Annotated in this window: 15 protein-coding genes; 10 read left to right on the top strand and 5 right to left on the bottom strand. The window is 61.4% G+C overall.

From position 1 onward, the window contains the following. Positions 1-451: 451 nt before the first annotated feature. Both groL and groES read right to left on the bottom strand, forming a co-directional pair. Positions 452-2,092, bottom strand: coding sequence for a chaperonin GroEL (gene groL / locus IB248_RS09870; protein WP_018116667.1), 1,641 nt, complete (start codon positions 2,090-2,092; stop codon positions 452-454). A gap of 74 nt (positions 2,093-2,166) precedes the next feature. Continuing rightward, positions 2,167-2,463, bottom strand: coding sequence for a co-chaperone GroES (gene groES / locus IB248_RS09865; RefSeq protein WP_004675403.1), 297 nt, complete (start codon positions 2,461-2,463; stop codon positions 2,167-2,169). A 310-nt stretch (positions 2,464-2,773) separates the two neighbouring features. Between groES and chrA the strand changes: the two genes are divergently transcribed. From chrA to IB248_RS09830, 7 genes are all read left to right on the top strand, one after another. Then, positions 2,774-4,222: a chromate efflux transporter gene (gene chrA / locus IB248_RS09860; RefSeq protein WP_192240751.1), complete on the top strand. Its 1,449-nt coding sequence runs from the start codon at positions 2,774-2,776 to the stop codon at positions 4,220-4,222. Positions 4,223-4,323: 101 nt separating this feature from the next. Then, positions 4,324-5,172 carry a TIGR01459 family HAD-type hydrolase gene (locus IB248_RS09855; RefSeq protein ID WP_018116665.1) on the top strand — a complete coding sequence of 283 codons (849 nt, stop codon included), beginning with the start codon at positions 4,324-4,326 and terminating at the stop codon, positions 5,170-5,172. 27 nt (positions 5,173-5,199) lie between these two features. Continuing rightward, a complete protein-coding gene (locus IB248_RS09850) occupies positions 5,200-6,183 on the top strand; it encodes a bifunctional riboflavin kinase/FAD synthetase (protein ID WP_192240750.1) in 984 nt (327 codons plus the stop codon). Between the two features lie 133 nt (positions 6,184-6,316). Then, positions 6,317-6,514 carry a DUF3311 domain-containing protein gene (locus tag IB248_RS09845; RefSeq protein ID WP_018856919.1) on the top strand — a complete coding sequence of 66 codons (198 nt, stop codon included), beginning with the start codon at positions 6,317-6,319 and terminating at the stop codon, positions 6,512-6,514. After that, positions 6,504-7,979, top strand: coding sequence for a sodium:solute symporter family protein (locus tag IB248_RS09840; RefSeq protein ID WP_112644305.1), 1,476 nt, complete (start codon positions 6,504-6,506; stop codon positions 7,977-7,979). The genes IB248_RS09845 and IB248_RS09840 overlap by 11 nt, the downstream gene beginning before the upstream one ends. Positions 7,980-8,260: 281 nt before the next feature. After that, on the top strand, positions 8,261-11,167 hold the full coding sequence (gene ileS, locus IB248_RS09835) for an isoleucine--tRNA ligase (protein ID WP_192240749.1): 2,907 nt from the start codon (positions 8,261-8,263) through the stop codon (positions 11,165-11,167). A 133-nt stretch (positions 11,168-11,300) separates the two neighbouring features. Next, entirely contained in the window at positions 11,301-11,927 is a 627-nt protein-coding gene (locus IB248_RS09830) for a hypothetical protein (protein WP_018856922.1), read from the top strand. A gap of 116 nt (positions 11,928-12,043) precedes the next feature. On the opposite strand, the gene IB248_RS09825 is transcribed toward IB248_RS09830, so the two are convergent. Beyond that, a complete protein-coding gene (locus IB248_RS09825; protein WP_018856923.1) occupies positions 12,044-12,481 on the bottom strand; it encodes a nucleoside deaminase in 438 nt (145 codons plus the stop codon). Between the two features lie 90 nt (positions 12,482-12,571). Here IB248_RS09825 and IB248_RS09820 point away from each other — a divergent pair, with 90 nt between their 5' ends. The 3 genes from IB248_RS09820 to IB248_RS09810 are packed head-to-tail and all read left to right on the top strand — an operon-like array spanning position 12,572 to position 15,884. Next, on the top strand, positions 12,572-14,425 hold the full coding sequence (locus IB248_RS09820; protein ID WP_018856924.1) for a pseudouridine synthase: 1,854 nt from the start codon (positions 12,572-12,574) through the stop codon (positions 14,423-14,425). Continuing rightward, on the top strand, positions 14,406-14,966 hold the full coding sequence (rsmD, locus tag IB248_RS09815) for a 16S rRNA (guanine(966)-N(2))-methyltransferase RsmD (protein WP_018116136.1): 561 nt from the start codon (positions 14,406-14,408) through the stop codon (positions 14,964-14,966). Before IB248_RS09820 ends, rsmD begins: the two co-directional genes overlap by 20 nt. 42 nt (positions 14,967-15,008) lie before the next feature. Continuing rightward, positions 15,009-15,884 carry a patatin-like phospholipase family protein gene (locus tag IB248_RS09810; protein ID WP_112644297.1) on the top strand — a complete coding sequence of 292 codons (876 nt, stop codon included), beginning with the start codon at positions 15,009-15,011 and terminating at the stop codon, positions 15,882-15,884. A 15-nt stretch (positions 15,885-15,899) separates the two neighbouring features. Here the strand turns inward: IB248_RS09810 and IB248_RS09805 are convergent, their stop codons facing one another. Together IB248_RS09805 and IB248_RS09800 are read right to left on the bottom strand one after the other, a co-directional pair. Beyond that, positions 15,900-16,049: a hypothetical protein gene (locus tag IB248_RS09805; RefSeq protein WP_167354932.1), complete on the bottom strand. Its 150-nt coding sequence runs from the start codon at positions 16,047-16,049 to the stop codon at positions 15,900-15,902. 1,620 nt (positions 16,050-17,669) lie between these two features. Continuing rightward, the gene (locus IB248_RS09800; RefSeq protein WP_026371755.1) at positions 17,670-19,478 is read right to left on the bottom strand and encodes a monovalent cation:proton antiporter-2 (CPA2) family protein; all 1,809 of its coding nucleotides are present in this window, start codon (positions 19,476-19,478) and stop codon (positions 17,670-17,672) included. Positions 19,479-19,497: the final 19 nt, after the last annotated feature.

The raw sequence follows: 19,497 nt of genomic DNA, 5'->3' as shown, positions 1-19,497 counted from the left end.
GATGACACGCGCCGAATGCGAGGGGATTTATAGGCACTTTCATGCAAACGGCAATCCGCTTTTTGCATAATGCCGATCGCTACTGTGAGTGGAAAAACAACCGTGAAAGTATGGGGGACGCGAAAAAGAGCAAAAAAATGCGCAGATGCCGAAGTGCAACCGGTTTCAATGCTCTCCTGAGCTCTGAAATGTGCATAAAATTGCAGCGAACGGATAACACAGCTTTTGGAAGAAATAATGCAGGCTCACAAGCTCTGCGAAAGCTTCGCCGAATGCGAGGCGCATTCAGATATACGGTTAAACGTTTCACCTGACGATTGAAAAAGCTCACCTGGCGAATCATGCGCCGGAACGAAAAAGGGCGGTCCGAAGACCGCCCTTCCTATTCCGGGAAAACCAGGAGATAGATCGGTGAAGCTTTATGGACGCTTCAGCGATAGGCTTTCGCCTATCACATCATGTCCATGCCGCCCATGCCGCCCATGCCGCCCGGCATGCCAGCCGGAGCGTCCTTCTTCGGCAGTTCGGCGATCATGGCTTCGGTGGTGATCAGCAGCGAAGCAACCGAAGCTGCGTCTTGCAGAGCCGTGCGAACAACCTTGACCGGGTCGACGATACCCATGGCGATCATGTCGCCGTATTCGCCGGTCTGGGCGTTGTAACCGAAGTTGTCCTGACCCTTCTCGAGGATCTTGCCAACAACGATCGATGCTTCGTCACCAGCGTTCTCGGCGATCTGACGGGCCGGAGCCTGCAGAGCGCGGCGAACGATGTTGATGCCAGCTTCCTGGTCGTCGTTCTCGCCCTTGACGGAGATCTTGGCGGAGGAACGCAGCAGGGCAACGCCGCCGCCCGGTACGATACCTTCCTGAACAGCAGCGCGCGTCGCGTTGAGCGCGTCGTCGATGCGGTCCTTCTTTTCCTTCACTTCGACTTCCGTCGAACCGCCGACGCGGATGACTGCAACGCCACCAGCGAGCTTAGCAAGACGCTCCTGCAGCTTTTCGCGGTCGTAGTCGGAGGTGGTTTCTTCGATCTGGGCCTTGATCTGGGCAACGCGGCCTTCGATGTCGGACTTGGCGCCCGAACCGTCGACGATCGTCGTGTTTTCCTTGGAGATCGAAACCTTCTTGGCGCGGCCGAGCATGTCGAGGGTAACCGACTCGAGCTTGATGCCGAGGTCTTCGGAGATGACAGTGCCGCCCGTGAGGATCGCGATGTCTTCGAGCATGGCCTTGCGGCGATCGCCGAAGCCAGGAGCCTTGACAGCAGCAATCTTCAGGCCGCCACGCAGCTTGTTGACGACGAGCGTAGCAAGAGCTTCGCCTTCGACGTCTTCAGCGATGATGAGGAGCGGCTTTCCGGTCTGAACGACAGCTTCGAGAACCGGGAGCATGGCCTGGAGGTTCGAGAGCTTCTTCTCGTGCAGGAGGATGAAGGCGTCTTCGAGATCAGCGATCATCTTTTCCGGGTTGGTGACGAAGTACGGGCTGAGGTAGCCGCGGTCGAACTGCATGCCTTCGACGACTTCGAGTTCGGTTTCAGCGGTCTTGGCTTCTTCGACGGTGATAACGCCTTCGTTGCCGACCTTCTGCATTGCTTCAGCAATGTCGAGACCGATCTGCTTTTCGCCGTTTGCGGAGATCGTGCCGACCTGGGCAACTTCTTCCGAGGTGTTGATCTTCTTGGCCTTGGCCTGGAGATCCTTCACGACTTCAGCAACAGCGAGGTCAATGCCGCGCTTCAGGTCCATCGGGTTCATGCCGGCTGCAACAGCCTTGGCGCCTTCGCGAACGATCGCCTGAGCGAGAACCGTTGCGGTCGTCGTGCCGTCGCCGGCGATGTCGTTGGTCTTCGAAGCAACTTCGCGGACCATCTGGGCGCCCATGTTTTCGAACTTGTCTTCCAGTTCGATTTCCTTGGCGACCGAAACGCCGTCCTTGGTGATGCGCGGAGCGCCGAAGGACTTGTCGATGATGACGTTACGACCCTTCGGGCCGAGCGTTACCTTCACTGCGTCAGCGAGAATGTCGACGCCACGCAGCATCTTTTCGCGCGCGGTGCGGCCGAATTTGATTTCTTTAGCTGCCATGATTGAAACTCCTGAATTCGAGTTGTCCGGGCTATGGGCCCGTAGCTAAAATCGGAAAGGGGAAAAACGGCTGATTAGCCGATGATGCCCATGATGTCGGCTTCCTTCATGATCAGAAGGTCTTCGCCGTTGATCTTGACTTCAGTGCCGGACCACTTGCCGAACAGAACGCGATCGCCAGCCTTGACGTCGAGAGCGACGACCTTGCCGGACTCGTCACGAGCGCCGGAACCGACGGCGACGATTTCGCCTTCCTGCGGCTTTTCCTTGGCGGTGTCGGGAATGATGATGCCGCCCTTGGTCTTTTCTTCGGACTCAACGCGACGGACAACGACGCGATCGTGAAGGGGGCGGAAATTGGTGCTTGCCATTGTCTAATCCCTCGATCAAATGACACTCGCAGGCCGAGAGCGGCCCGCACGGATGGGTGTTAGCACTCGTGCTTGGTGAGTGCTAGCGAGGCAGCATTTAGGAGTGGCCCAACGGGGAGTCAAGAACGGCCGCAATTTTTCTTCGCCGTCCTCACAAACAGCCTTAACAGCAAATCCTTGTCGGAAGTGCGACAGGCTGCGTTCTCTCCGAGATTTCCGAACGTCCTGAAGCTGGAGAGCTTTTGTATCCCCGGAACGTTTGCGGCACCCGCGGGGCGAGTGGCGTCAGGATTGCCGCGCATACACGCCGATGGTATCGAGCAGCTTGGGGCAGGGGGCGGCAACCGTGAACAAAACGATCGCGGCGGACGAAATCATAGCGGTACCGACACTTGGGGAGGCGGCGCGTGTATGGGCGCGCATCGGCTGCTTGGGCTTCGGCGGGCCGGCCGGTCAGATCGCCCTGATGCACACGACGATTGTCGATGAGAAGCGCTGGATTTCCGAGGAGCGCTTCCTGCACGGATTGAATTTCTGCATGCTGCTGCCTGGCCCGGAGGCTCAGCAACTGGCCACCTATATCGGCTGGCTGATGCACGGCGTGCGCGGCGGCCTCATTGCCGGCTTGTTGGTTGTATTGCCGGGCTTCCTTGTCATCCTGATGCTGTCGAGCCTCTACGCCGTCTTTCAGGAGGCCGCGTGGCTTCCCGCGCTTTTCTTCGGAGCAAAGGCTGCCGTTTTGGCAATCGTCATCGAGGCCTTGCTCCGGGTGCGGCGCCGAGCGCTGAGGGAGCGCTTTCATTATTATGTGGCCGGAGCGTCGTTCCTGGCTCTCTTCTTCCTGAACTTGCCGTTTCCTCTGGTTATCATCCCGGCCGGAGCAGTAGGCTTGTTATGGATGAAGTATTCCAAGCGTCGATTGGCAGCGCCGGTCTTGCCGCAAGCCTCTTCGCGCACGCATTTTCCCGCGGTTACGACGCATGTGATCGCAAGGCCTCTTGTGGTGCTCGTGTTCTGGATCCTTGTCTGGCAGTCGCCACTCTTTTTCATTCGCGGCCTCGATGTACCGACGGACCTGATCGCCGAAACCCTGAGCGGCGAAACCAATGTTTTCGGCGCGGTCTTCATCTTCTTCTCCAAGATGGCCGTCTTCACCTTCGGAGGCGCGTACGCCGTCCTCTCCTATGTCGGCCAGGTCGCCGTCGGCCATTACGCCTGGCTTCAGCCGGCCGAGATACTCGATGGACTGGCACTTGCCGAGACGACGCCCGGGCCACTTGTTCTTGTTCTCTGTTTTGTCGGATTTCTCGCCGGCTATCGCAACCCGCTCGCCATGGCGCCGCTTGCCGGGGGCTTCCTTGGTGCCTTCCTCGCCGGCTGGGCGACCTTCGTGCCGAGCTTCATCTGGATCTTCGCCGGGGCTCCCTACATCGAGAAGCTGCGCAGCAACGAAAACCTCTCGTCGGCCCTTTCGGCGATCACCGCGGCGGTAGTCGGCGTCATCCTCAACCTTGCCCTTTGGTTCGGTCTGCACGTGCTCTTCGCCGAAGTTGGCCGTGCCGCACTCCTGTCCGGGAAAACCGGTCTGCCAATCGTCAGCGTCGCATGGCCGGAGTGGCGGACCCTCGATATCGCGGCGCTTGGGATCTTTGTAATGGCGTGCGTGATGCTCTTCCGATTCGAGAAGGGCCTCCTGACGATACTTGCTGTGTCGACTGCCGCAGGCCTGCTAATCAAAACGGGCGAGGCCCTTCTCTAATCGACGAGCACAGTTTTTTGCCGTTGCTCACTGCAAAATGCCTTGCCATCCCGGCATGCCTTTGCGATGTCACCTTGACTTAACGACAGCGGGAAATCGGAATGGCCAAGCGGATCGAGAACTTTGCAGAAATCACCAGCCACTACGACGCGGTGTTCTGCGATGTCTGGGGCGTCTTGCACAATGGAGTCGATCCCTTTCCCAAGGCGGCTGCGGCGCTGGAAGCAGCGCGCGGCGAGGGGCTAACCGTCGTTCTCATCACCAATTCGCCGCGCATCGCTCCGCAGGTCGTGACGCAGCTTCGCCAGATCGGCATCCAGGATGGCGCCTATGACCGCATCGTCACATCGGGCGACGTCACGCGGGGCCTGATCGCCGAGGGTCCGAAGAAGGTATTTCTGCTTGGACCGGATCGCGACGAGGCGATCATCGAGGGCCTTGGTGTCGAGCGCGTCGAGGCCAAGGATGCGGACTCGGTCGTCTGCACGGGCTTCTTCGACGACGAAACCGAGACCCCGGAAGACTACACCAAGATGCTGAAGGCATTTCAGGCGCGTGGCGTGCCGATGATCTGTGCCAATCCCGATCTGGTTGTCGAGCGCGGCCACAAGATCATCCCCTGCGCCGGCGCGATGGCGGCGTATTACAATCAGCTCGGTGGCCAAACGCGCATTGCCGGCAAGCCGCACAAGCCGATCTACGAGGCCGTGCTATCTGCCGCCCGCGAAGCCCACGGGGACTTTCCGCTGAACCGTGTGCTTGCGATCGGAGACGGTATGCCGACCGATGTTCGCGGCGCTCTCGATTACGGGCTTGATCTCCTCTATATCAGCGGCGGCATCCACGCGACGGAATATACGCTGAATGGAGTGACCGACGAGGCGATCCTCACCGCCTATCTGGAGCGCGAACGAGCGACGCCGAAGTGGTGGATGCCCCGCCTCGCATAACGAGCCTCGCAAGAGAAAAGCCAGCCGATGACCGTTTTTCACCGCAACGAAACCCGCGAACCCCTGCCGGCCCATCTGCATGGCGGCGTGATTGCCATCGGCAACTTCGACGGTGTGCATCGGGGCCATCAGTCCGTGCTCAACCGGGCCTTGGAGATATCGAGGCAGCGGGGCATTCCGGCACTGGTCCTGACGTTTGAGCCACATCCCCGCACTGTCTTCCGCTCGGAGCAGCCGGTCTTTCGCTTGACGCCGGCGCCGCTCAAGGCGCGCATCCTCGAAGCGATCGGCTTCAATGCCGTCATCGAATATCCCTTCGACCGGGAGTTCTCACAGCGCTCGGCGGACGATTTCATCCATTCGATCCTCAAGGATTGGCTCAGCGCATCCGAGGTCGTGACCGGCTTCAACTTTCATTTCGGCCGCGGCCGGGAAGGCGGCCCGGCCTTCCTGATGGATGCCGGCCAGAAATACGGCTTTGGCGTGACGCTGATCGACGCGTTTCGTGACGAGAATACCGACGTCGTCTCCTCGAGCCACGTTCGCGAATTGTTGAGGGATGGCAATGTCAGCGAGGCGGCGGCGATGCTCGGCTATCACTATACGGTGGAAGCGGAAGTCATCGGCGGCGAGAAGCTTGGCCGTCAGCTCGGCTTTCCGACCGCGAATATGCGGTTGCCCGCCGAAGCAGACATTCAGGCGGGCATCTATGCCGTGCGCTTCCGCCTTGCCGATGGCACGCTCTATGATGGTGTCGCCAGCTACGGTCGCCGACCGACGGTCACCGACAATGGCGCGCCACTGCTCGAGACGTATCTCTTCGATTTCAGCGGCGACCTCTACGGGCAGCTCTGCTCCGTGTCCTTCCTCGGCTATCTGCGCCCGGAACTGAAGTTCGATGGCCTCGACCCCCTCGTGGAGCAGATGAACCGCGACAAGGAGGAGGCGAGTGCGCTGCTGACAGGCGTACAGCCGCTCGGCGAGCTCGACCGCAAGATCTGCTTCGCCTGAAGGTTCAGACGCTTTCGAAAATTGCGGCCCTTTCGGGACGACGGCCGTTGCCGTGTGGGGGCAGGGGTCTATGTCATCTGTTTGATTAGACGCGGATTCGCTGCGCCCCCAAGCACCGAAAGGCAATCATCAAATGGATAAAAGGTTTGGAACAGCAGCCTGCTGGCTGCTCATCATTCCCTATATCGGGCTCCTTTGGGTTCCCTTCTACAACTTTCACGACCCGGTTCTCTTCGGTTTCCCATTCTTCTACTGGTATCAGCTCGCCTGGGTGCCGGTTACCGCTTTCCTGACCTGGATCGCCTACCGGAGCATGCGCAATGACGACTGAACTCAACACCACCGCGCTTGCCGTCTTCGTTTTCTTCTTCGTGCTCGTCACGGTGATGGGGTTTGTCGCCACCCACTGGCGAAGGCCGAAGACGCTTGCCCATATCGACGAGTGGGGCCTTGGTGGCCGCAGCTTCGGCATCTGGATCACCTGGTTTCTGGTCGGCGGCGACTTCTACACCGCCTACACGGTCATCGCTGTTCCGGCGCTGGTCTATACGGTTGGCGCCTACGGTTTCTTCGCGCTGCCCTACACCATTATTGTCTATCCCTTCGTCTTCATGGTCATGCCGCTCCTTTGGCAGCGGGCGAAAGACTTCGGCTACGTGACCGCCGGTGACGTGGTTCACGGCCAATTTGGTTCGCGCGGGCTGGAGCTTGCCGTCGCTGTAACCGGTGTCATCGCCACGATGCCATACATCGCGCTGCAGCTCGTCGGCATGACCGCCGCGCTGAAGGCGCTGGGGCTGCATGGCGAGGTACCACTGGCGATCGCCTTCATTGTGCTGGCGCTCTACACCTATTCGGCTGGCCTGCGGGCGCCGGCACTGATCGCCTTCGTCAAGGACATCATGATCTACATCGTGGTGATCGCCGCCGTGGCGCTCATTCCCTCGAAGCTTGGCGGCTATGCCAATGTCTTTGCTGCCGCTGATGCCGCGTTCCAGGCAAAGGGTTCCGGCAGCCTGCTTCTTCAGCCCAACCAGTATGTCGCCTACGCGACGCTGGCCCTCGGCTCGGCGCTTGCGGCCTTCATGTATCCGCATACGCTGACTGGCATCTTCGCCTCCAACAGCGGCAACACCATCCGCAAGAATGCTGCGTTGCTGCCGGCCTATACACTGCTGCTCGGCCTTCTGGCACTGCTCGGCTACATGGGACATGCCGCAGGCTTGAAGCTGGACAACGCCAACGATGTCGTGCCGGCGCTCTTCCAGACGCTGTTCCCGAGTTGGTTCGCGGGCTTCGCCTTCGCGGCGATTGCGATCGGCGCGCTGGTACCGGCGGCGGTGATGAGCATCGGCGCGTCCAACCTCTTCACCCGCAATTTCTGGAAGGCCTATGTCAATCCTCAGGTGACAGATGCCGGCGAGGCAAAGGTCGCGAAGGTGACGTCGCTCGTCGTCAAGGTCGGTGCGCTTCTTGTCATCCTTTTCCTGCCGACCCAATTCGCGCTCGACCTTCAGCTTCTCGGCGGCGTCTGGATCCTCCAGACGTTTCCGGCGCTGGTCTTCGGCCTCTACACCAATTGGTTCCGCGCGCCCGGTCTGATCGCAGGCTGGTTCGTCGGCTTCTTCGGTGGCACGCTCTTCGTCTGGATCAACGGCCTGAAACCGCTGCAGCCTGTCACCATCGGAGAGACCTCGTTTACCGTCTATATCGGCCTCCTGGCATTGGCGTTGAACGTCATCGTCGCCGTCATCGTCAATGTGCTGATCCCGGCAAAAGTGACGGCGCGCGCCTGATCGTCCCCCGAAAACAGAAGCCGCGGGCGGGCAAGTTCGCGGCTTTTCCATGCGATGACCTCATGGAATCCCTCTTCCTTTTCCCTGCAAAAGCGCCTATGAACCGGCGCGATGAACAAGTTCCGGCTGGCGATCACGATACGAATTATCGGCCCGGCCTTCCGCGCGCGCTAAGCGGCCGGAAGGTCCGGGTTTTCGGCGCTTGGACGACGAGCGCCTCCGTCACCAATTTTCAAGCCCGTTGCGCCCGCTCCCGTGGCGCCTAGAGACGATTGCTAGACATGACCGATACAGCCGAAAAAGTTGACTATTCGAAGACCCTCTATCTGCCGGAAACAGACTTCCCGATGCGCGCCGGTCTGCCGCAGAAGGAGCCGGAAACCGTTGCCCGCTGGCAGCAGATGGGCCTCTACAAGAAGTTGCGCGCTTTCGCCGCCGGCCGCGAAAAGTTCGTGCTCCACGATGGCCCTCCCTATGCCAACGGCAACATCCACATCGGCCACGCGCTGAACAAGATCCTCAAGGACGTCATCAACCGCTCGTTCCAGATGCGCGGTTTCGACGCCAACTACGTTCCCGGCTGGGACTGCCATGGCCTCCCGATCGAATGGAAGATCGAGGAAAAGTACCGCGAGAAGGGCAAGAACAAGGACGAGGTTCCGGTCAACGAATTCCGCCAGGAATGCCGTGACTTTGCCGCCAGTTGGATCAAGGTGCAGTCGGAGGAATTCAAGCGCCTCGGCATCGAGGGAGACTTCGACAACCCCTACACCACGATGAACTTCCACGCTGAATCGCGCATCGCCGGCGAACTCCTGAAGATCGCGAAGTCCGGCCAGCTCTATCGCGGCTCCAAGCCGATCATGTGGTCGGTCGTCGAGCGCACGGCGCTCGCGGAAGCCGAAGTCGAATACGCCGATGTCGAAAGCGACATGATCTGGGTGAAGTTCCCGGTGGCTGACGGCCCCAACGAACTCAAGGACGCCTTCGTGGTGATCTGGACGACGACGCCGTGGACGATCCCGGGCAACCGCGCGATCGCCTATTCCTCGCGCTATAGCTACGGCCTCTACGAGGTCGAAACGGCCGAGAACGACTTCGGACCGCAGCCCGGTGAACGGCTGATCTTCGCCAAGCGTCTCGCAGAAGAGTCGGCCGCGAAGGCGAAGGTGACCCTCAAGTTCGTCCGCGATGTCGCGGCGGCGGAATTTGCCGCGATCACCTGCGCACACCCTCTGCATGGCCTTGGCGGTGGCTATCACTTTGAAGTGCCGCTCCTCGACGGCGACCATGTCACCGACGAGACGGGCACCGGCTTCGTCCACACCGCGCCGAGCCATGGTCGCGAAGACTTTGACGCCTGGATGGACAACGCCCGGGCACTCGAAGCGCGCGGCATTTCGTCCGCGATCCCGTTCCCGGTCGACGATGCCGGCTTCTTCACGGCCGACGCGCCCGGCTTCGGTCCGGACGCCGAGGGCGGTGCTGCTCGCGTCATCGACGACAAGGGCAAGAAGGGCGATGCCAACGAGCGTGTCATCAAGGGGCTGATCGGTCGCCATGCGCTGTTTGCGCGCGGCCGCCTCAAGCACTCCTATCCGCATTCCTGGCGTTCGAAGAAGCCGGTCATCTTCCGCAACACGCCGCAGTGGTTTGTCTACATGGACAAGGAACTCGGCGACGGCTCGACGCTGCGTTCGCGCGCATTGAACGCGATCGACGCAACCCGCTTTGTGCCGGGAGCCGGCCAGAACCGCCTGCGCGCCATGATCGAACAGCGCCCCGATTGGGTCCTGTCGCGTCAGCGCGCCTGGGGCGTGCCGATCTGCCTGTTCGTCGATGATGACGGCGGCATCCTGCAGGATGATGCCGTCAACGCCCGCATCCTGAAAGCCTTCGAGAACGAGGGCGCCGATGCCTGGTTCGCCAATGGTGCTCGCGAGCGCTTCCTGGGCGAGAAGGCGAATCAGCCCTGGACGCAGGTGATGGACATCCTCGACGTCTGGTTTGACTCGGGCTCGACCCACACCTTCACGCTGGAAGATCGTCCCGACCTGAAATGGCCGGCCGATGTCTATCTCGAGGGATCGGACCAGCACCGTGGCTGGTTCCACTCGTCACTGCTGGAAAGCTGCGCGACGCGCGGCCGTGCGCCTTACAATGCCGTCGTCACCCATGGCTTCACCATGGATGAGAAGGGCGAAAAGATGTCGAAGTCCAAGGGCAACACCGTCACCCCGCAGGAGGTGATGAAGGATGCCGGCGCAGACATCCTCCGTCTTTGGGTCATGACGACGGACTATTGGGAAGACCAGCGCCTCGGCAAGGCGATCATTCAGACGAATATCGACGCCTATCGCAAGCTGCGCAACACGATCCGCTGGATGCTCGGCACGCTGGCACACGACAAGGGCGAGGTTATTGCGCTTGCCGATCTGCCGGAACTCGAGCAGCTGATGCTGCATCGTCTGGCGGAACTCGATCAGCTCGTCCGCGAAAGCTACGACGCCTTCGAGTTCAAGAAGATTGCCCGCGGGCTCATCGACTTCGCCAACGTCGAGCTGTCGGCCTTCTACTTCGACGTCCGCAAGGATGCGCTCTACTGTGATGCGCCGTCGAGCCTGCGCCGTCGTTCGGCCCTGCATGTCATTCGCACCATCTTCGAATGCATGGTGACCTGGCTGGCGCCGATGCTGCCGTTTACGACGGAAGAGGCCTGGCTGTCGCGCAATTCTTCGGCTGTATCGGTTCACCTCGAGCTGTTCCCGACCATTCCGGCCGAATGGAAGAACGAGGCACTCGCCGAGAAGTGGAAGAAGATCCGCGCCGTTCGTACGGTCGTTACCGGCGCGTTGGAAATCGAGCGCAAGGACAAGCGCATCGGCTCTTCGCTGGAGGCTGCCCCGGTTGTCCACGTCGCCGATGCGGAGCTCCTGAAGGCACTTGAGGGTCAGGACTTCGAGGAAATCTGCATCACTTCGGGCATCGTCGTAGACAGCGCCGAAGGACCGGCAGATGCCTTCCGTCTACTCGAGGTTTCAGGTGTCAGCGTCGAGCCGAAACTGGCCGAAGGCACCAAGTGCGCTCGCTCCTGGCGGATCACCACGGATGTCGGCTCCGATCCCGCCTATCCGGACGTCTCGGCCCGTGATGCGGCTGCATTGCGCGAACTATCGGTGCAAAACTGAAGAATATTGCCGGGTGAATTGCCTAACGGTGGTTCATCCGGTAAAAGCTGCCTGAAAATGGCCGGATTTTTGCGTCAGGGGGACGATTGTCCGGTAGGGCGAAGATTGCACCGGCATGGCTGGAAGGGTTTTCATGTTATCAACGCGTTGGTTCCGTTTGGGCGTCTGCCTGACCGTCGCCGTGGCAGGCGGCTCGCTGATTTCCGGCTGCGTGGGGAGCCCGCGCTACGGAACAGACAAGACCGCCATGGAACAGCTGACCGACGACATTGGTCAGTCCGTTTCTCTCACCGGCGACGGTCCGAAGAACAAGGGCGTCAAGTACAGCGCTCGTCCGGGCCTCGTTCTGCCGTCCGCAGCAGCCAAGCAAACCCTCGCCGAGCCGCAGCAGACCATCGCCAGCAAGGATAATCCGCAGTGGATCGAATCCCCGGAAGAAACGCGCGCCCGTCTGGTCAAGGAAGCTGACGAAAACAGCGACAACCCGAACTATCGCTCGCCGCTCGCAAGCGACAAGGTTGAAGGTGGTCGGCAAACGACTGAGGCCCAGACCAAGGCTTATCGCGAGGCTCGCGCCGCCCAGAAGGGTACCTATACAGATCGCCGCTACATCTCGGATCCGCCAACCGAATATCGCGCGGTCGACGATCCGGCAAAGCTGGACGATCTCGGCGAACCGGAGCTGAAGAAGGCGAAGAAGAAGAAAAAGGAAGCTGCGATCGCCGGTACCGGCAAGCAGTGGTGGAATTTCCTCCAGTAAGGTTTCAAGCGGGGCAGTCAGCCCCGCTTTGCTTTTGCCCACCTGTCAATCAGCAAGGCGTCCAGAAACTGGCAGGCTAGGAAGATCCTGCGGGCGGCCCGATCTTCGTGCTCCTGTTACGGCATATCCCGCTTCTGCGCGAAGAATGTCCGAAGGATTTCGGTGGATGTCGTTTCTTGCAAGCCGGAATAAACGTCCGGGGCGTGATGGCAGGTAGGTTGCTGGTAGAAGCGCACGCCGTTGTCGACGGCGCCACCCTTAGGGTCTTCCGCGCCATAATAGAGCCTGCGAATGCGCGCGAAGGATATGGCCGCCGCGCACATCGTACAGGGTTCCAGCGTGACGTAGAGGTCGGCGCCGGTCAGCCGTTCCTGACCAAGCTCTTCGCAAGCCATTCGAATGACGGCGACTTCGGCATGGGCGGTCACGTCGTTAAGCTCGCGCGTACGGTTGCCTGACGCGGCGACCACGGCCCCGTCAATCACCAGAACCGCTCCGATCGGCACCTCGCCACGCTCTCGGGCGGCGCGGGCCTGGTCCAGCGCCAGCTCCATAAATTGATTTGTCTTCACGATCCGACAATTTCCACTTAACCGCAGGGGCGCGACCTGATAGGAAGGCCCGAAAAGGCAGGCAAACAACAAATGACATTCAAAGACAAGCCAAAACGGCCAGGCGGCAAGCCATCCCCGCGCAATGCCGGCCCAAAATCCGGTGCCAAGCCGGCAAAGGCGCTCGTCGAGACCGAGGCGGACGACGTCGCCGAGGGCGATGCCAAGGCCGAGCGCATCTCGAAAGTGATGGCGCGCGCCGGCGTCGCATCGCGCCGCGATATCGAGCGCATGATCATGGACGGCCGCGTCAAGCTGAACGGCAAGCTCCTCGACACGCCCGTCGTCAACGTCACCTTGGCCGACAAGATCGAGGTGGACGGCGTTCCGATCCGCGGGATCGAGCGCACACGACTCTGGCTTTATCACAAGCCCGCTGGCCTCGTGACCACCAACATGGACCCGGAGGGACGGCCGACGGTTTTCGATAACCTGCCGGAAGACCTGCCGCGCGTCATGTCGATTGGCCGCCTCGACATCAACACCGAGGGTCTGCTGCTTCTGACCAACGATGGTGGCCTCGCCCGCGCGCTGGAACTGCCGACGACGGGCTGGCTACGCCGCTACCGCGTGCGCGCCCACGGCGAGATCGACCAGGACGCGCTGGACAAGCTCAAGGACGGCATTGCCGTCGATGGTGTCCTCTACGGCGCAATCGAAGCGACCCTCGATCGCACGCAGGGCTCGAACGTCTGGCTCACCATGGGCCTGCGCGAAGGCAAAAACCGCGAAATCAAGAACGTGCTCGGCGCGCTCGGTCTCGACGTCAACCGTCTGATCCGCATTTCTTACGGCCCCTTCCAGCTCGGTGACCTGCCGGAGCGCGACGTCGTCGAAGTGCGTGGCCGCACCTTGCGCGACCAGCTTGGCCCGCGCCTGATCGAGGACGCGAAGGCCAATTTCGACGCGCCGATCTACAACACGCCTGCTGTTGTTGCCGAGGAAGAGCCGGAAGCGAAGCCGGAGCGCCGCGAACGCCCCCGCAAGCCTGAGGACAAGCGCGAGCGTGCGCTGAGCCGCCTCGACACCAAGCGGGACGACCGCCGTGATGACCGTCGCGATGGTGGCCGCATGGACGATGATCGCCCGAAGCGCCCCGCGCTCGGCAGCCGCCGCAACGCCAATGTCTGGATGGCGCCGGGCGCCCGACCGCTCGGCGAAAAGGCGGCTGCCAAGGCCGAGAAGAATGCGAAGACCGCCCGCAAACGCGGCGAGGCTCCGGGTTCCGCAAAGCCCGAGCGCTCGAGTCACGGCGACGACCGGCCGCGCGTTCAGATCAACCGCGCCCGCGATGACGAGGGCGAGTGGATCCGTTCCAGCGAGATCGTTCGCAAGCCGAAGGATGAAGGCGACGAGGGCTTCGGCCGGAAGCGCTCTTTCGGGGATCGTCCGGCTCGCGGTGAGCGGTCCTTTGGTGACCGCCCGGCGCGCGGCGAACGTTCGTTTGGCGACCGTCCCGCCCGCAGCGACAGACCGCACGGCGATCGCCCTTCGCGTGGCGACCGTCCCTTCGGTGACCGCCCTCGCGGGGATCGCAAGCCGCGCGAAGAGGGTGACGAGCGTCCGCGTTCATTTGGGGATCGTCCCCGTGGCGACCGCCCGTTTGGCGACAAGCCACGCGGCGATCGGCGCCCCCGCGCCGAGGGCGACGAGCGTCCTCGCGCCAAGAGCTTCTCGGGCGAGGCCCGTTCGGAGCGTCCGGCCGGCAAGTCCTTTGGTGACAAGCCGCGCGGCAAGAGCTTCGGCGGCAAACCCGGCGGCGGCAAGAATTTCTCCGGCAAGCCGAAGGGCGACAGGCCGGGCGGCGGTGGCAAGCCTTCGGGCGGGCCGTCGCGGGGTGGACCGAAAGGAAAGGGAATGACGCGCGGTGCGGATCGTCGGCGGTGAATTTCGCGGACGGCCGCTTGCCGTACCGAAGTCAAACGACATCCGGCCGACAGCCGACCGGACGCGTGAGAGCCTGTTCAATATTCTGAGCCATGCCTATCCGGAATGCGTCGACGGCACCCGGATACTGGATCTCTTTGCCGGCACCGGCGCCGTCGGCCTCGAAGCCGTCTCCCGCGGCTGCCGCCATGCGCTATTCGTCGAAAACAGTGTCGAGGGCAGGGGCCTGCTTTGGGAAAACATCGATGCGCTCGGCCTGCATGGCAGGACGCGCATCCTGAGGCGCGACGCGACCGATCTCGGCAGCGTCGGCAATCTCGAGCCGTTCCAGATGCTGTTTGCCGACCCGCCCTATGGCAAGGGTCTCGGCGAAAAGGCGATGGCCGCCGCCGCCAAGGGCGGTTGGCTGCAACCGGGCGCGATTGCGGTTCTTGAGGAACGCGCAGACGTTGCCGTTTCTGTCGATCCTTCCTATCTGTTTTTGGAAAACCGAACGTTCGGCGATACCAAGGTTCATTTCTTCCGCTATCAGCCCGAATAAGGGCTGAGGAAATCGGGGGCAGCGGTGCAGCAGGCAGGGACGATGGAAACCGAGTTGCCTGCCCCACGCGGCACATCACGAGCTATGCCCACTGTTGCTGTTGCCTTCGGCGGAGGCGGCGCGCGCGGCCTCTCCCACATCCACATCATCGAAACGCTGGATGAGCTCGGCATTCGCCCCGTGGCGATTGCCGGATCCTCGATCGGCTCGATCATGGGCGCGGGGATGGCGGCCGGGATGACCGGCGAAGCCATCCGCGAACATGTGATGATGACGGTCGGCAACAAGGCTGCCGTTGTCAGCCGCCTGTGGGGCCTGCGACCGCAGACGGTGCGCGATGCCGTTGCCAACGGCGTGCGCATCGGCCAGTTCAATCTCGAGCGTATCCTGAAAGCCTTCCTGCCCGCCGATCTGCCGGATCGCTTCGAGGACCTCTCAATCCCGATGACAGTGACGGCGACCGATTACTACGGCCAGTGCGAGGTGCTGACGAGCGGGGGAGCGCTGCTCCCGGCGCTGGCGGCTTCCTCCGCGATCCCCGCCGTCTTCATGCCGGTGCGGCTGCACGGTCGGGTGATGATCGATGGCGGCATCAGCAATCCCGTGCCTTACGAATGCCTGATGGATCGCGCCGACATCGTCATCGGCATCGACGTCGTAGGCGCGCCGGAAGGAGATGGCGCCCACATTCCAAACCGGATGGAAAGTATCTTCGGCTCCGGCCAGCTGATGATGCAGACCGCGATTTCCCTGAAGCTGCGGCTGCAGGCGCCGCACATCTTCCTTCGCCCCGCAGTCGGGCGCATCGGCGTGATGGATTTCCTCAAGGCGCGCCAAGTCCTGTCCATGTCGGTCGGCGTCAAGGACGAACTGAAATACGCACTCGATCGGGAGATCGAGGCGCGGATCGCCTCCTAGAAGCTTCGCCAAGGCTTAGTAGCCGTTAATGCCGGCCCCACGAACCGGGCCAATCCCCGCGGGAGTTGCGTAGGTGGTATTCCCTGCGCCCGAGCCGGTGGTTGCACACCCGGAAAGGGCAAGGATCGCGATGGCCGCGACGGCCAGAAGACAGCGTAGAGGCATGGCATTGTCCTATCATCGAAGACTGCGCGGGCCTCAGGGGCCGGAGCGGATACTCCCGCAAATCAATGGCGATGGCAACGGGTAGCTAAGAGCGTAGGTTCGATGCGCTGCCCGGAATTGATCTCCGGATGCATCCTCACTCGTCCGGGCTATGGCTCGGACATCAACACAGCCCGCCCGGTTCGCCGTGGCGCGCTTTGTCGTAGCCAGCATTCGTGGGTGCCCGGCAGGAAAAGGTTACCACCGTCGGCTAGTGCGGCGCACGTCGACGATGCGCCCATCCCTTTGACGGACCCCTATCTCGTAGCGGTTCCCATTGCGGATTGCGCGATAGGTAAAGTACCTCCCGCGGCAATTATCCCGAATGACGTCGCGAAATCCCCGGGTACGAAGCAGCCTCGCACCCTGAGGGCAGGTTATCGGTCGCCCGTGGTTCAGGCTGCTGCCGGAGCCGATGATGATCTGAGCGCTCGCTTCTTGGGGAAGCGCGACCGGTGAGACGAATACGACCAGAGCAAGTGCACATGAGAGAAGCGAAGATCCGAGTATAGCCTTGAGACTCATAACATCCTCCGGGTTAGCCCGCCTGAGTAAGGCAGGGCATGAGAAAATCGCCTAAGTTGTGGCTCAATACAAGTGATGACTCGACGACCCAGCCGGGGGAGTACGCTCATCAAACTCTAACGAACCTGCCACGCCTCTCAACGCGGCTTTACAAGGTGGCAAAACGCCCCCGCGATATCTAACTAGAACGGATAACTTAACACGGCCCGATTGCAAGAGCATGCTTGCTTTGATGGTGAACGGGACAAACACTAGTAGTTTCTGGCAGGGGGGCGTCTGCGGCGCCGCCGGCAGCTGTTGTTCAATGCCTGGATCGTGCCGTTCCTCACACGAGCCTTCGACAAAGTCGGTGCCGGGCCCGAAGAGGTGGCTGATGCCGTTTTCCGATGGATCGAGCAATACATAGACCTCGGTATCTCGAGTGGGGGCAACTTGTGGAGTGCTCCCGACCCGGATTTCCTTCGACTAGTCTACTACGCGTTGCAGGTTGCGTTCCCGGCTACAGCAATCCTCATCGGTCTGCAGATAAGGCATCTAGTTGTACGCTTCTGGCCCCAAGGGCCATAAATATGATCGCGCCAGAGAGCCCGTCGCCTGTCCTCTTTCCAACGGGCGAGTACAGGTTCATCATGCCATGGGATGCTTGCCGCCGCTTAGCTGTTGCAGTAGACCCCCGAGCCCGGAACTTGGCATTGGAAAACTTTGGCGGTCAGGCTTTGTAGGATGCTCAATTGGAGAGTTCCATGACCCGCTTGTACAAGCCAATCGCAGCACTCGCTTTTCTCTTGCTCACTGCAATCAGTTCGTCATGTACCACCGGTGGGCCGGGAGCCCGCTCGCTAAATGAACCCGCGAACCCCGCCTGCGCAGATGGCTTCACGCCCAAAGGCGGCGGTTCATGTGACTTTTGAGATCTGGGAAAGATGGAGATTGCCCACTACCGGTCGAGTTCCTATCAGACGCGAAGGCCAAGGGATCGATGAGGGTGTATCACATCGTCGCTCACGCGGGCATCCTTTGAGCAAGCAGAACGTTTCAATCTAACGTGAAAGGGTTCTAAGCGTCGGCCGTCACCTCTGCCGTGCCCGCCAGCGGGTCCTCGTCGAAGCTAGCGGCGCGCTTTGGCTTCATGAGCGGCTCCGGTTTGACCGGCTGCGAGAAAAGCATGTCGCGGCCGGCCTGCAGTCCTTCGGTGACCTGGAGCACGAGGCGCGCCTCGTCGCGTTTGCGGATATCCTCGCCGATTTCATAGGCCTCCGCTTCGCCGACGCCCAAGGCTTCGAGCGTTCGCCGGCCGAAGAGCAGGCCTGACTCCAGCGTTTCGCGCAGTTCGTAGTCGACGTTGAGGTTGCGCAGCGCTATCGAGTGGATGCGGTCGTAGGAGCGCACGAAGAGCTTTGCGTGTGGATAATCCGCCTGCACCAGTTCGACGATCTTGTCGGTGATCTCGCGCTTCTGCGTGCAAACAACAACGATCTTCGCCCGGTCGATGCCGGCGGCCCTGAGCACGTCCTTTCGGGTGCCGTCGCCGAAGTAAATCCGGAAACCGAAAGAGGAAGCCTGCCGGATGCGATCGGCTGAAAAGTCGATGACGGTCACGGCGCGCCCGCCGGCGAGCAGAATCTGGGCGGCGATCTGTCCGAAACGCGAAAAGCCGACCATCAGCACATCCGCGCCGGCACCTTCGAAATCCTCGTCCAGTTGTTCTTCCTGATTGCCCGACAGCAGCCGCTTGGCGAGCATCGTTCCGATCGGCGTGAGGGCCATCGACAGGGTGACGATCGCAATCAGCAGCGAGGCGGTACTCGTCGGCATCAGGCCGGAAACGGCAGCGGCCGAAAACAGGACGAAGCCGAATTCGCCGCCCTGCGGCAGCAGAAAAGCGATCCTGATAGCGTCGTCATGCGGCGAGCCGGTTGCGCGGCAGAGTACGTAGATCACCAAGGCCTTCGCCGCCATGACAACAGGCACGGCGACGATGATGAAGAGTGCGTTGTCTCTGAGTACCTCGAGCTGGATCGAAAGCCCGACGGCGATGAAGAAGATAGCGAGCAACACGCCGCGGAAGGGCTCGATGTCCGCTTCCAGCTCGTGGCGATAGGAGGATTCGGCCAGCATCACGCCAGAAAGGAAGGCGCCCATGGCCATCGACAGTCCGGCAAGCTGCATCAGGCTCGCCGATCCCATCACCACGAAGAGGGCGGCGGCGATCATCGCCTCGCGGGCCCCGGTGCGGGCGATGATCTGAAAGAGCGGTGTCAGCAAGTAGCGTCCCATGACGATCATCGCGCCGACAGCACCAATGGCGATCGCGAAGTCCAGCAGGGGCGTTCCGCTGCCCTTGCCACCGTTGAGAATACTGATCAGGGCCAACAGCGGCACGATCGCAAGGTCCTGAAACAGCAGCATCGAGAACGAGCGCTGCCCGTAGCGCGTATTCACGTCGCCTTCATCCTCGAGGATCTGCATCGCGAAGGCGGTGGAGGAGAGAGCAAGCCCGAAACCCGCAACGATGCTGCCACGCCAGTCGAGAACGCCGGAAAGGCCGCTCAACAGCGTCAGCAGTAGACCGGTCGCCACCACCTGCGCGGTTCCGAGCCCGAAGATGTCACGCCGCATTTGCCAGAGGCGCGAAGGCTTCAGCTCAAGCCCGATGATGAACAGGAGGAAGACGACGCCGAGTTCGGCAACATCCAGGATCTCTTCGCCATCCGTCAATCCATGGAAGATCGGGCCGATGACGACGCCGGCAGCCAGGTAACCGAGCACCGTTCCGAGACCAAGGCGCTTGAAGATGGGCGCCGAAACCACGGCGCCGCCGAGGAGCAGGATCGTCTCGGCGAAGAGAGTGTTGGGCTCTGACATCAGGCGAGTTTCTTTCAAT

Origin of the sequence: Rhizobium sp. RHZ01 (genome assembly GCF_014851595.1) — a bacterium.
Classification (GTDB): domain Bacteria; phylum Pseudomonadota; class Alphaproteobacteria; order Rhizobiales; family Rhizobiaceae; genus Rhizobium; species Rhizobium altiplani.
This window is presented reverse-complemented; position numbering and strand designations above follow the sequence as displayed.